The organism is Bartonella senegalensis OS02, from assembly GCF_000312545.1.
GTDB classification, from domain to species: Bacteria; Pseudomonadota; Alphaproteobacteria; order Rhizobiales; family Rhizobiaceae; genus Bartonella; species Bartonella senegalensis.
Genome location: NZ_HE997544.1, coordinates 35,389 through 50,070, shown reverse-complemented (window position 1 = coordinate 50,070; position 14,682 = coordinate 35,389). Strand labels below are relative to the sequence as shown.

Genomic DNA, 14,682 nt, shown 5'->3' with positions numbered 1-14,682 from the left:
GTCTGTTTTTCTTGTTGAGTTGGTGCATATTCAATATCTTGGATATGAATATATTCTGCTTCTTGTATAGAAGCGTCTATTTGCTTTTGTTTATCTTTCAAAAGATGCAAAATAGTTTGTGCGTTCTCTTCAGATAAGTCGTGAAGGTTATTGATCTTAGCATAAGTCAAGACTTTTTCTTATTCTGTTTTGGTTTGTACTATGAGTCTTCTGATTTCATTGAACTGCTGGGGAAAAGCCTTTTTAATAGGCGGGTTTCCATCTGTATCGTCTTCTTTGCTTGCAATATTAAGAAGCATGCCTAACAGATATCTGCGTGCGTAGATAATAGTAGAGCCAACCGCTTGTATGTTGTTTTTGCTCCCTGTAGCGTCAAAGGGAAATGTTCCTTGTGTTGATATTTCATTGCCAGATATATGCTTTAAAGTCATTTCCACGGTTATGCAGTTTGAATTCTGTTCTTTAATACGTGAGAACAAGGCAAAGTGATGTTTTGCAAGAGGTTCTTTGATTGCATCAATATATTTATCAAGCGTTGTATAGATGCTTTTAGTATGTGTATTAATGGCGTTTTGTTCGATACTTTTATATTCTATTTGCATAGCGGAAAAATCACGAATAAAGTTTTGGCACTCTTACCGTTTTATTTCCTTGTCTCGCAATTCGAGAAGATTCTTGAGACGATCCAGATCAACATCACTTTGTAAAGCTCTTTCTAAAATAAGCTCCATAGCTTTAGAGTTGGTTTCACAAGCGTTTGTGTGGTGTTTAACTCATTCATTATTGTTTACTCACACAAGACAATATAAACCGTCATAATATACAATTAAATAAACCGTCATAATATACAATTAAACAGTCTATTACTGAATATTTATGATGCAACCACACGGTAAATAGTTTTGGGAAACTTGCTTACCATTTGCTTCATCCAATCCTGTTTGTTAAGCGCAATACTACAAATGTAATAGTCTGTTAGCTCGGCAAATTGCTCAAATCCATATTGAGGTTCACTCGCCATTTCTAAGATGATAAAATCATACTCTTTTTTTAATTCTTGTAAGAAATGAGAGATATTCTTTGAAAAATCTTGCACATAAACAGCACTTTTTAAGCCCTGTGGAAGAATATCAACGCCCGTATCATAATCGCGATAAATAACATCATGTAACTGAGCATCCCCTCCTAAAATATCACTCAAGCCCCGATGGGGACCTATGATTTTTTCTATTTGCTGACCAGAAATATCCACTAACAGGACTGTTTTACACTCTTTTATGAGGTGAAGAGAGAGTTTTGCTGCAGTCCGCGCAGCCTCTGGACCAATAATTGAAACAACTGTTGAAGCACGACCTTTTAAAAAATCAGATAATCCCTCTATTGTAATACAAGTTTCAAGATTTTTTATTTCCTGAGATATTCTTTCTTTAGATACTAAAAAGCTCTCATCCTTTTTTATTAAACCATTTTCTTCTGATTGATCTTTTTTGCTTCCAAAGCAATAATGAAATAATAAAATGGCTCCCAAAAGAGTCATTAAGCTTGCAAATACACTCACAATAAAATCTTTTCCGTAAACAGCCATAAAAGGAATTGGTGCTAACGTTGTTGGTATAACCACATGAGTTTTTGCATTTTGTAAGAGAGCAGTATCCTTTTTTATCTCTTTATTTTGCACATCGACCACTGCTCTGATTTTATTTTCTAGCTCATTAAACATTTGATTTAAAGATTGAGATTGATCTGTTACAAAAGAGCTAATCTTTTTTTTGAGCTGTTCTTCAAAATCCTTTGCAATGACTTCATCTGAATGAATTTGATGAGTGATCTGCAAAGTTTTGTTTTCTAATTGATGAGAAAGCACCTCTAATTCTGCAGTCATTGCCTTAATTTGAGGGTGTATCCAACCTAATTGTGTAACCATATGCGCTCTTTGCGCTTCCAAAAGATTGCGTTTGGATTCTAAGGTAGCAATCGCTGGGTTGCTTGCAATAAATGATAAAGAGAGTAAAGACTGTCCATTTTCGCGCATCATTTTAATAGTTGAATTTAAACTTGTTAAATGAATACGCTTCAAAGTTGCTTGCGTTAATTGAACAGAAAGATCATTAAGCTCCGTTTGTTTTGCATTGTGGTGAAGAAAAGAATCAATAGAGGAACGGAACTGCTGCACTATATTGAGTAACGCATGAGTATCATATCGTTGCCCAAATTGCTGCTCTGTTAACAATAATTCTCGTTTCTGTTTTATAATTGCTTCTGAAAAAACGGAAAAACAAGTTTCCAATCCCTGTCGGGCATCCTCAAGTGTTCCAGCTTCAAAAGTCAGTTTGATAAGATCACCATCGTGGGACAAACGAATATTCTCACAAAATTCTTTCTTAAAGAAAATATTAGAAGCAAAATTTTGCAAGCTTGAATCGTTTAAAAATAAAGTCTGTGAAAATAAAAAAGGAATAACATTCTTGCGTTTCTCAACTGGAAAAGACCTTTCCACAGAGTCAGATAACGAAAATGTTAAAGTTGCCTGATAACCGCGTGGTTGAAAAAAGTAATATAACCAAATAAAAAATGCACAGAGCATTGCGAACAGCAAAACGATTAAAACGTTTCGCATTACTGTGCATACCAACTGTTTTTTATTGCATTTAAGATTCATCTTGATTTAAACCAGAAAAATACTTCATGTTTTTTTATTAAGAGAAAGTAGTAACTATCCTCTTAACTTGTATTGGTATTGTTTTGAGATAAGAAAAACTTAGAACTTAAGCAAAAATGCCCAATAATAGCTTTTAAAAACTTCAATTCATAGTTTGTTTGATGTGATCTAGGCGTTTTTTTGCTTCAGAAGTAAGTACAGCTCGAATGGTAACAGAACCATCATCATGCCCTTCTTGGATTATTTCACCAGAATTTTCATAAAACCAATCGATAAGCGACATTTCATGAGGCTTTAAAAGATATTCAATGCTTTGCATTTCTCCAAAAATTCGCTTTTCAATTGTTGCTAATAATTGATCTAATCCATTGCCCATGAGCGCTGATACCATTAATGCGGGATTTAACCTTGTTTTGGCACTTGTTTGCAAAACATTTAATGCATGCTCATCCAATATATCGATTTTATTCCAAACCTCTATGATATGCTCTGTATCATCAATGTCGATACCAAGATCTGCAAGCACTTCTAAAACATCTTGTGCATGCACACGATGATCAAGATCTGACATATCCCTCACATGAAGAATCAAATCAGCTTCAACCACTTCTTCGAGTGTTGCTCTAAAAGCCGCAATCAAATGCGTTGGTAAATTAGAAATAAAACCGACAGTATCAGATAAAAGAATAGTTTTTCCATGGGGAAGAACAACTTTGCGCAAAGTTGGATCAAGTGTAGCAAACAACATGTCCTTTGCGAGTACATCTGCACCACTCAAACGGTTAAAAAGAGTTGACTTTCCCGTATTAGTATACCCAACCAAAGCAACAATAGGATAGGAGTTTTTTTTCTTTTAGCTCTATGAAGAGCTCGTGTTTTTATAACTTTTTCTAATTCGCGACGAATACGAATAATTTTCTCTTGCAAAAGCCGCCTATCCGCTTCAATCTGTGTTTCACCAGGTCCACCTAAAAAACCACGGCCACCACGTTGTCTTTCCAAATGTGTCCAACTACGTACAAGCCTGCTTTTTTGATACGATAAATGCGCTAATTCAACTTGTAAAACCCCTTCTTTTGTTCGCGCGCGATCTCCAAAAATTTCAAGAATCAAAGCTGTTCTATCGATAACTTTGCAATTCCATAATTTTTCTAAATTACGCTGCTGTACTGGTGTCAAAAAATGATCCACAACTATAAGCTCAATATCATATTCACTTGTATAATGAGCGATTGCATCTACTTTACCCGTTCCAAATAGAGTCGCAGGACGCGGTATAATGATAGTGACTGTTTCATAATAAATAACTTCTAAATTTATAGCACGAGCCAGCCCCAATATCTCTTGGACGCGAGAAGAGACTGAGCATACACGTGAAATACTTTCACCTTTACTTTCGTGGCAAATTGGCACCAACACAAGTGTACGCACCCGTTTTACAACCGGCGAAAAAAAATCCCCAAATCTCTCATTTTCATTGTTCATGGCAATTAAAGCATTTTAAAATGGGATAAGAGGTCTCTTATAAAAATAAAGCAACTTGTTTATTCAGAGCTTTCACCTTCAAACATTTGTACAGGTTGTCCCGGCATAATTGTAGAAATAGCATGCTTATAAACCAATTGCGCATGTCCATCACGACGCAAAAGAACACAAAAATTATCAAATGAAGTTACAATACCTGTGAGTTTAACGCCATTTACAAGAAAAATTGTAAGAGAAATTTTTTGCTTGCGCACTGTATTTAAAAATACATCTTGTAGGTGTTGTGATTTTTCTGCCATTATTCTTACACCTTCGTCTCAAATTGCATAAAATATCTGTGCATGCATATCGACTGAAAAATACTAAATTGTCAACGTAGAAGCTTTAAAATTCAGAAAAAGATAATTTGAATCTCTATACCGTTAATGAAAAATAAAAAACACTCTTTATAAGGCTCTGTGCATCAGCAACTACGCATCATAATCCACAAGAATCAATTATCTCATAACGTTTATTTTCTTAATACATTACTGTTAAAATCTTTAAAAAATAGCCTTTTATTTAAAACAAGATATTTCTTATAAAATTTAAGTGGCGTAATACCATAATTCCTCAATTTGTCATCATTTTTCATCAATAAATTATTCTAGCAAACTGCATAAACACAAACTGAAACTTGAGACCAAAAATATCTTTAAAAACACTGTGCATAACTGTGAATTAGATTACCCTCAAATTGTTAAAGAGAACAATTTCATAATTTTTCCTATACTCATATTGTAAACATTATAAACTAAAGTTGTAAACAGTATTTTTATTCTGTTTATAATTAATTAATATTTTGTTTTCATTTACTTTTTTATCACTTCTAAATAGGATAAAAGAGCTGTATTAACTTTATCTTGATAAGTTTTCAAAATTTTGCCCTGAACATATTCCTTTCTAAATGATTAACAGCTAGTATATTGGAATATTAGGAGGAGGACGTATCCCTTTTCTATCTGTAAGAGTACGAGGCGAGTATGGCACGCAGAACCAAATTAAAAACATTTGAAGTTGAAGTTGAAAAAGCTCTCACAAAAGCTATGGACTTTAATTTTGATGACACTGCAATTGAAATAGTATCTTCGGATAATTCTGAAAATATCGTTAATGTAGATGATTTAATTCAAAAGATTGCAATTGCAGAAGAAGAAATTCTTGCCGAAAATGGTGAAATGATTCTTGCCTCGGATATTCATGATAACGCTGTTGTTGATGAATCCGTTGTTGAACAGCTTTTTGCCCCAAAACCGACGCGCGACCTTTCAGGTGGAACTGTTCATAATACAGTGTTATCTAAACAGCTACTTCCTGCTAATGACGATAAAACAACCCCTTTAAATTTTGAATTATTAAAGCAGAGTTCTGTCTCTCGAATCTATTGGTGTACAACAGCGCTCAGTGCGCTATGGGCAATAGGAGGTGCTTTTATTGCTCATCGGCTTGCTCCTGCTGGACTGGATTCCTTATCAAATATTACAACTTTTTTTACATCCCCAACCGGACTGGCTATAGCAGCTGGAACGACGATTCCTATTCTTATGTCTTGGGGATTTGCGCAATTAACAAAACGCTCGAATGAGTTACATAATATTGCTATTCTTATGACAAATGCTGCACAGCGCCTCAGTGAACCACAGCATATATCCGAAAAACAAGCTGTCGCTATAGGACAAACCATTCGTGAAGAAGTCGCAGCAATGAACCAGGGAATTGAACGTACCCTTGAACGTGCTGTTGAACTTGAAGCTATTATCCAAGGTGAAGTTCATCACCTAGAACAAGCCTATGCTGAAAATGAAACGCGCATTCATACATTAATTAAAGAATTGAGCAATGAACGCATAGCCATTTTGAATCATGCAGACCGTGTACAGTCAACAATTAAAGGAACACAGGAACAACTCAGTGATGAATTTGGTTTAGTTACCTCTAACATTGTTACGAATGTTGAAAAGCTTGCACAAACCCTTTCGCAGACTTTACAAAAACAGGGTGAAGATCTTGTTGCAAAGCTTTCCCATGCAGGTGATGGTGTAACAAATCAGCTTGCTGAAAAATTTATTGAAACGACAAAACAAATTCAGCAAAAAAACACAGAGTTTTTTCACGAATTAGGCGAAAACTTTGAGGATTTCTCAAAACGTTTTGATAATAATGAAAAACAAATAGAGAAAACTTTTAATGAGGCAGCTGCTAAAGCTGAAATGCATATTGCTAACATTGCAACACATGTACAAGCAGCAACAGACCAGACACTTCACAGTATTGACGAAAAATTTAAAACACTGGATGAAGCCATTATTGATCGTAATAACCAATCTCTCCAGAATCTTGATGACAAAATCATGCAGCTCGATGCACAAGCAGACAAACTGTCTTCTAAATTTGATAACATAACATCACAAGCAATTGAAGCTTTTGAAAACCGTTTAGCAACTGTTGATCTGTCGCTGAAAGAATATAGTGATTCTATTATTGAATCCTTTATTTCTCGCAGTCAAACTCTAGAAGATAATGCCGAAAAGCTTGGTGAATTCTTAGAAGCGCATGTTTTAAAAATTAATGAAAATCTCCAAGAGAGAACGGCCGATATTACCGACGCGTTTACAAACGGACATGAAATTATTCTTTCAGCAATCGACAAAAGCAAAGAACGGCTGAGAGAAGAAATTCAACATGTCGACAGCGCAATTGTTGATATCATACAAGAACGTTCGCGGGATTTTAAATTGCAACTTTCTGACCAAAGAGCCCTGATGGCAGATATGCTCGATAACGAAAAGAATAAAATTGCTGAAACCTTAAAAGATCAGATCGGTATCTTAGCCCAGAATGCTTCAAATATGGAAAGGGTTTTGATTGACAATATTCAAATTGTTGATCAGCATGCTGAAAATCATGTGACCAATATGGTTCAATGCACAGAAAAATTACAAGAAGTCATTACGCAAAGCTGCAATACAACGAAAGATGCTTTAGAAGCACAAGCTAGAAATATTGATATACGTGCTGATGCTCTACGTGACTCTTTGGCTATTAATAGTTTTTCTCTGAATGAAGTTCTTGCAGATCAGGCACGCACACTCGAACAACGGATGGAAACAATTTATAATCTGATCGAAAAAAGCGATATACACGTTGATGTCGCGTTAAAGAAACAGATAGATTTAGTTGAGAACGCAATTGTTGCCAATAACAAGAGCATCACTGAAACTGTGCAAGGTCATATCAAAAACCTTGAAGGTCATACTGAAATTTTAAACAATACTCTTTCTCAATCTAACAATAAATTTTTTGAAACCCTTGAAACACAGATCAATTCGTTCGATGCAAATCTAGACATTCGTGCACGCAGGATTTTTGAATGCGCAGCTACGCTAGAAGAAAAATTATCGGAAAAAATTGGACAGGTCTGTGAAACTATAGAAACACAAACCTCTGCTTTTGCAGAACATTCTGATACATTACAAACATCTCTCATCCTGAATAATGAACAAGGCCAAGCAATTCAACAAGCTTTGGAAACAAGCGTCGATAATATACGCATAACATTAGAGGATTCTGTTAATACAGTTACAAACAATCTGCACGATAAAATTATAAAAGCTTCTGATGTTCTTTCTTCTACCGGGGAACAGATCTCTTCTTCTGTTGCCAACGTTGCTGCACAAGCAGAAAATATTCTTTCAGAGTCTGGCAATCGTCTTGTATCAAACGTTAAACAAACAGTTTATGATACCAGTGAAAAAGTTCTTTCTGTTCTGTCTGAGCAAACAGCGCATACTCTGGAAGCCTTCACAACAGCAAGTTATAGTGCACAAACATTTTTGAATGAAACAATCCATACTTCAACAACAGCAATTGAAGAAGTGCTCAATGAACGCTGTAATATTCTGCAGCATTCTATGCAAAACTTTAAAACTAATCTAGGAGATCAACTTTCTGACGTACGTGGTCGTTTGGAAGAAGCAAGCAATCAAACAGCTACGCAAATTTCAGGTCATGTTGAAAAACTCACAGAGTTGACGAACCATTTAAACCAAGCTGCGCAGAATACAACTGATTCAATTGATCATTTAACACAACATATTAGTGAGCAACTCTCTCTCTCAACACAAGATGCTGAACAAAGGATTTATGCACAAAATGAATCTTTAGTGAAAAGCTTAACACAAACTAACTCTGAAACTCTTCAAACTGTAACTGCTATGAAAGAAGATTTTGTTAAGAATATCTCCTCCATCATTGGACAATTGAATCAGTCAATTTATAATTTCTCTGAAAACAACACTATTTTACTCTCAGCAGTTCAAAATATTGATGGTAAATTTAGTGAGACTGCGAATAATTTTTTCCGCAAAACCAATCAAGCAGCAGAGCATTTATCGGCATCCAATCAAGCGCTCAATAGCAATGTAGAAGTTTTACAGGGACTTTCACAAAACGCATTTGAAAAAATTAATCATATAACAGGCAGTTTTGGTGAACACGCTAAAACTCTTGCTGAAACAATTTGCGTTCTCGAACAATCTGAAAATTCATTCAATGCAACATTAGAGGAAAAACAAAACACGCTCTCTGCATTAAGTAATGCCCTTGTTTCAAAGTCTAATGAAATTAATCAACTCATTGGACATTATGAAAATGTTCTCAGCTCGGCATTGAAACGCACTGATGAAAATACGCGTAATTCTACACATTCACTGCAACAATCACTTAATCAGCTTATTAATGAAGCCTCAACGCGTTTTTCAGGAGCAACGGAAGATATACGTCGTTCAGCTAATGAAATTCGTTCAGAACTCTCAAAAATTAATAATGATCTTCATGAGAGTGTTCAAAAATTGCCAGAAAAGACAAAAGAAACAACGCAAACAATTCGCCATGCTTTAAACGAGCAGATTACCGCATTAAAAGATTTGGTGAACTTTATACAAAAAAGTGGTCAAAAGAATGTAAAGGAACAGTTTACACCGGAAATTTCCACAGTATCAGCGCTTAATAGACGTGATAATGCTTCTCATGAAGTTATCAAGAAGATAGTGCCACCTAAACCTATTTTACAACAAGACCAAAGCAAAAAAAGGCAAAATAAATGGGTATCGAATCTCTTAGAAAGAGCTTCACGCGAAGAGACCTTCTATGATGAAACGCCTGATGATGCTGTTTTTGCACCAGTACAAACAAAATCGCGTCCTGTAAGTAGTTCTCTTAATTTATTAGCGGCTGGTATAGTACAAGCCATTAAACACAATGCTATCGTTGAGCTGTGGGATCATTATCGGCATGGACAAGAAAATATTGTGTTAGACCGCCTGTATACCTTGAATGGGAAAGCGATCTTTGAAACGATTAAGAAAAAATATACAAGCGATGTGAATTTTAAAAATTCTGTTAATCAATATATTACGGATTTTGAAAAACTGTTACGTGATGTCTCTCGCAGTTCTGGTTCTTCCAATTCAGTTCGAAAATATCTGATATCAGATACTGGAAAAGTCTACACTATGCTTGCTCATGCCAGTGGTCGTATCCAATAAACAAGAGAAAAAGTGGAAAAGATTTTTCCACTTCTTTCTTTTTCAGTTATATGCATAGCTCATCATCCAAGAATAGGCTGATTAGAAATATAACACTGTGCGTCAAAAGTTGAGTAGGAGATTAAATTCGGTTTTTGTGACATTCAAGCAATAGTCCTCAATAGTATGATCTATTGCCAAACAGCAGCATGTTTTCATGGGATAAGCACTATTCTCTCCATACTTGCCGAGCCGATTTCCTTACTCTACTTCCCCTCTCCTATACAGACTCTGTAAAAACTAACTTCATATAGAAAATGCCCACCCATAAGTTTTTCCGCTCAATCTTTGTTTATTGAAACACACACTTATTTGCCGACATACCTGCACAATTATAGTGCATTCACCCGTATCAAATTTCATTTTTTAATATATTTTATAACTGTTGAATACAAACTCTAATTCTAAAGAAATTTCTTCTGCCTCTCTGCAATAGTAAAGGGGACGACCTTCCACTCTTCAACTTGCAAAGCCTCTTTAGAAGAGATACGAACGTTTTAAATATTGCAAATGTTGGTTTGTAAGGCTTAAAATCACTGATATAAAGTGTAAATGAAGCATATATCTTTAGAAATCAGGTTAAGTTTATAGAAAGCTCTTTTGTTTTTTCCTTTTTGCAAGCATTGCAAAAAAAATAACCGCTTGGTAATGTAAGTGTCAGTTATATTTTATTTGTTTTTTTAACGGCTGACTTTTGTGATTTTTTAAAGGGGAGAAGATTGAGTGTGCTGATATCAATGAAATTGTTCATGAAAGCAAGCGAAAAGAATTATCAAACTCATGTAATGGTCTAAGAGAATTTGCTCATAGCTGTACATTTTTATATTCAGAGAAATTAGAATCTATCAGTGTACAAGACCTTATCCTAGATGACCTTCCTATATATAAACATATACTAACCTGGATATCGTAAAAATGTCTACAGAACGAAAGAGTGATTTCAGTTCACAAAACACTGAATTTGACAGTGCCGCACTTTATTATCACCAACACCCAAAGCCTGGAAAATTAGAAATTCAAGCGACAACACCTCTTGATAATCAACGTGATTTAGCTCTTGCTTATTCTCCAGGTGTTGCTGCACCATGCCTTGCGATTCATAAAGATCCAAATCTTGCTGCGCAATATACTTCTCGTTCTAATTTAGTTGCCGTTATATCAAATGGAACAGCTGTTCTTGGATTAGGAAATATTGGTCCCCTCGCCTCAAAACCGGTTATGGAAGGAAAAGCTGTTTTATTTAAAAAATTTGCGAATATTGATGTTTTTGATATTGAAATTGACGCATCTGATATTGAAAAAATGGTGCAAGCCGTATCTGCCTTAGAACCGACATTTGGTGGCATAAACCTTGAAGACATTAAAGCTCCTGAATGTTTCGAAATCGAAGAAAAACTGCGCTCTCAAATGAATATTCCAGTTTTTCATGACGACCAACATGGAACTGCTATTATTGTTTCTGCCGCGGTATTAAATGCATTAAATCTTGCAGGGAAAAAAATTGAAAATGCCAAAATAGTTTCCTCAGGCGCTGGTGCAGCAGCTCTTGCTTGTATTAACCTTTTGGTTCGTCTTGGAGCAAAAGTTGAAAATATTTGGCTCAGCGACTTAGAGGGTGTTGTTTATGAGGGGCGCCAAACCCTTATGGATCGCTGGAAAATCAATTATGCACAAAAAACTGATGCACGCAGTTTATCTGAGATTATTGATAATGCGGATATTTTTTTAGGTGTTTCAGCAGGTGGTGTTTTAAAACCTGAATATCTGAAAAAAATGGCTCCAAAGCCCTTAATTTTGGCCCTTGCTAATCCAACACCAGAAATTATGCCAGAAGAAGCACGTTTTGTGCGACCAGATGCTATGATCTGCACAGGACGCTCTGACTACCCTAATCAAGTTAATAATGTTCTTTGTTTCCCCTATATCTTCCGTGGTGCATTAGACGTTGGTGCTACAGCAATCAATGAAGAGATGAAAATGGCCGCAGTCCATGCAATTGCTGCTCTCGCCCGTGAAGAAACTTCAGATATTGCAGCACGTGCATATTCAAAGAAACCACCCAGTTTTGGCCCAGACTATCTTATTCCCTCCCCCTTCGATCCGCGCTTAATACTACGCATTGCTCCTGCCGTGGCTAAAGCAGCAATGGAAACAGGAGTAGCGATTCGTCCGATTGAAGATATGGAAGCCTATCATGATATCCTTAATCGCTTCGTATTTCGTTCTGGATTAACAATGAAACCCGTTTTTGCGGCAGTAAAAACAGCAAAATGTAAACGAGTCATTTATGCTAATGGTGAGGATGAACGCGTCCTGCGAGCAGCGCAAATTGTGCTTGAAGAACAAACAGCAATTCCTATCCTCATCGGTCGTCCCCATGTAGTGGAGACACGACTAAAGCGCTTTGGTTTAAGAATTCGCCCTGGTGTAGATTTTGAACTGACAAATCCAGAAGATGATCCACGTTTTCGTGATTATGTTAACTTATTTCTTCGTTATACAGGAAGACGCGGTGTTTCGCCTGAAGTTGCAAAAACAATCGTGAGAACCTCAACAACAGCGATCGCTGCTCTTGCAGTTATGCGCGAAGAAGCTGATGCAATGATTTGCGGTTTAGAAGGACGTTTTGAACGTCACCTTGAATTAATTGAACAAGTTATTGGGCTTGATTCAAATGCCCGTCATTTTTCTGCTGTGAGTTTGCTTATTTCTCCACATCGTACTCTTTTTTTAACAGACACTTATGTCAATGAAGATCCTTCTGCAGAAGAAATAGCAGAAATGACAGTCTTGGCTGCAAAAGAAATTGAAGGATTTGGTATAACACCCAAAGCAGCATTATTATCACACTCAAACTTTGGCTCCAAAAATACAGAAAGTGCACGCAAAATGCGCCGTGCGACCGAAATTCTTGCTCAATTATACCCAAATTTAGAAGCTGATGGAGAAATGCACGGAGATGCCGCACTTTCTAAAGTTTTTCGTGATCGCGTTTTTCCTGAGTCACGCCTAAAAGGTGAAGCAAATTTGCTTGTCTTTCCAACACTTGATGCCGCTAATATAACACTCAATCTCGTGAAAAATCTCACCAACGCACTTCATGTAGGCCCTATTTTGATCGGAGCCTCACGTCCTGCACATATCCTAACACCTTCAGTAACTTCACGAGGAGTGGTTAATATGACAGCTCTTGCGGTGCTTGCTGCAAATAGAAAAAAATTGCATCATGAAAAGAAATGAACTCACAATAAAACATCATTTTTTAAATAATATTGATGTATAATATTTTATATCTTATAAACTTGTTTTCTCTATTAAAAATTTAAACTTATTCTGAGCCATGTCTTTTTTAAAAAATGAGAAAAATTTATACTCAATAATACTTTAAAGTATCTCCTGAAACCATCAAGCATAATAAGGAATTATACATTGCCCTCTACATTTGATAAAGTTGCTGATATTATCGCAGAAATCAGCGAGGTTGATCGCAATAGCATTACATCTGAAAGTCATACAATCGATGATTTAGGAATTGATAGTCTTGACTTTCTTGATATTGTTTTTGCTATTGACAAAGCTTTTGGAATTAAAATTCCCTTAGAACAATGGACGCAAGAAGTTAATGAAGGTACAGTTGCAACTGAAGAATATTTTGTTCTTAAAAATCTTTGCGCAAAAATTGATGAACTCGTTGCTTTAAAAAAGTGAGTTAATTTTCTTCACCATGCATGATCAAACAGTACTCATCACTGGTATAGGGCTGGTAACCTCTTTGGGTGAAGGTATTAACCGTCATTGGGATATTTTGAATAATACAAAAATTACTCCCAATCTTGATCGCACGACTTTCTCCCCCTACACTGTCCATAAATTGCCTGAAATCGACTGGAATTTGCAAATTCCAAAACGAAGCGATCAACGGCAAATGGGAACCTGGCAACGCCTTGGTACTTATGCGGCAGGACTTGCTCTTGATGATGCAGGTATAAAGAATCATGAACACTTAACATCAACAATGGATATGATTGTTGCGGCAGGTGGGGGAGAACGTGATATTGATGTTGACATTCAAATTCTTTCCAAAGCACGTACAAGAGCTGATTATGCTTCTATATTAAATTCAATCCTTTCAACTGAACTTCGTCCAACTTTGTTTTTAGCACAACTTTCAAATCTGTTAGCTGGAAATATTTCAATTGTTCATAAAGTAACAGGGTCTTCTCGTACCTTCATGGGAGAAGAAGGGTGTGGACTTTCTGCACTCCAAATTGCTGCAGCGCGTATTCGATCAGGACAAAGTACACATATATTGGTTGGAAGCTCTTATAATGCACAAGGCTATGATATGCTTTTGGCGCATGAACTTGGAAGTCTCTTATCACGCAGTGGATGGTCACCCGTATGGGATCGGCAAAATTGCCTTGGTGGTGGTGTTATAACCGGTTCTGCTGGTATCTTTCTAGTCCTTGAAAGTGGAAAACATGCCAAAAAACGTAATGCACGTGCTTATGCTGAAATTAGCCAGATCATCACAGATCAAACAGATAGAACAAGAACTCCGCTCGAGGAATCAATTATAACACTGTTGAAAACAGTAGGGGCTAAAAATTCCTTAGCCATTTCAGCGGCTTCAGGATTTCATGAAGTGACCCAAGCAGAACAAAATGCTCTTGAGGCTACTGATATGTTTTACCGCGGTATTACAACATTATTTGGTTATGTGCGAGAAGCACAATTTCCTTTAGCTCTCGTACTTGCTGCACTTGCCATTGAAAAAAAACGCAGTTTTCCAGCATTAAGTGCTCATGAAAAACCTTTTTCTAAAGAAATACGTGAAGCATTTGTTACAACCATTGGCATTAAAAGAGCTGAGGGGATAGCACGGCTAACTGCTGTTTAAAGGGGATTTCTACA

The 14,682-nt window shown here is 36.3% G+C and carries 6 protein-coding genes and 2 pseudogenes; 4 read left to right on the top strand and 4 right to left on the bottom strand.

The genetic code is table 11. From position 1 onward, the window contains the following. The 4 genes and pseudogenes from BN200_RS09285 to hfq form a co-directional block, all read right to left on the bottom strand. A pseudogene (locus tag BN200_RS09285) lies at positions 1–731 on the bottom strand (ERF family protein); the annotation flags it as partial. A gap of 143 nt (positions 732–874) precedes the next feature. Further along, on the bottom strand, positions 875–2,659 hold the full coding sequence (locus BN200_RS07690; RefSeq protein WP_034989391.1) for a membrane protein: 1,785 nt from the start codon (positions 2,657–2,659) through the stop codon (positions 875–877). A gap of 142 nt (positions 2,660–2,801) precedes the next feature. Further along, a pseudogene (gene hflX, locus BN200_RS07685) lies at positions 2,802–4,144 on the bottom strand (GTPase HflX). Positions 4,145–4,203: 59 nt separating this feature from the next. Beyond that, on the bottom strand, positions 4,204–4,443 hold the full coding sequence (gene hfq / locus BN200_RS07680; protein WP_019221981.1) for an RNA chaperone Hfq: 240 nt from the start codon (positions 4,441–4,443) through the stop codon (positions 4,204–4,206). Positions 4,444–5,166: 723 nt separating this feature from the next. On the opposite strand from hfq, the gene BN200_RS07675 reads away from it, so the two are divergent. The 4 genes from BN200_RS07675 to BN200_RS07660 all read left to right on the top strand — a co-directional run bounded on the left by BN200_RS07675 (position 5,167) and on the right by BN200_RS07660 (position 14,668). Continuing rightward, on the top strand, positions 5,167–9,729 hold the full coding sequence (locus BN200_RS07675) for an apolipoprotein A-IV repeat region-like domain-containing protein (RefSeq protein WP_019221980.1): 4,563 nt from the start codon (positions 5,167–5,169) through the stop codon (positions 9,727–9,729). Between the two features lie 954 nt (positions 9,730–10,683). Then, complete coding sequence (locus BN200_RS07670) at positions 10,684–13,008, top strand: NADP-dependent malic enzyme (RefSeq protein WP_019221979.1); 2,325 nt, start codon at positions 10,684–10,686, stop codon at positions 13,006–13,008. 189 nt (positions 13,009–13,197) lie between these two features. Then, positions 13,198–13,476 carry an acyl carrier protein gene (locus BN200_RS07665; protein ID WP_019221978.1) on the top strand — a complete coding sequence of 93 codons (279 nt, stop codon included), beginning with the start codon at positions 13,198–13,200 and terminating at the stop codon, positions 13,474–13,476. A gap of 16 nt (positions 13,477–13,492) precedes the next feature. Next, positions 13,493–14,668, top strand: a complete 1,176-nt coding sequence (locus tag BN200_RS07660; RefSeq protein ID WP_019221977.1) for a beta-ketoacyl-ACP synthase — start codon at positions 13,493–13,495, stop codon at positions 14,666–14,668. Positions 14,669–14,682 lie beyond the last annotated feature (14 nt).

Coding starts and splice junctions, on each gene's coding strand:
- BN200_RS07675 (WP_019221980.1), top strand. CDS start 5,167: ATGGCACGCAGAACCAAATTAAAAACATTTGAAGTTGAAGTTGAAAAA.
- BN200_RS07670 (WP_019221979.1), top strand. CDS start 10,684: ATGTCTACAGAACGAAAGAGTGATTTCAGTTCACAAAACACTGAATTT.
- BN200_RS07690 (WP_034989391.1), bottom strand. CDS start 2,659: ATGAATCTTAAATGCAATAAAAAACAGTTGGTATGCACAGTAATGCGA.
- BN200_RS07660 (WP_019221977.1), top strand. CDS start 13,493: ATGCATGATCAAACAGTACTCATCACTGGTATAGGGCTGGTAACCTCT.
- hfq (WP_019221981.1), bottom strand. CDS start 4,443: ATGGCAGAAAAATCACAACACCTACAAGATGTATTTTTAAATACAGTG.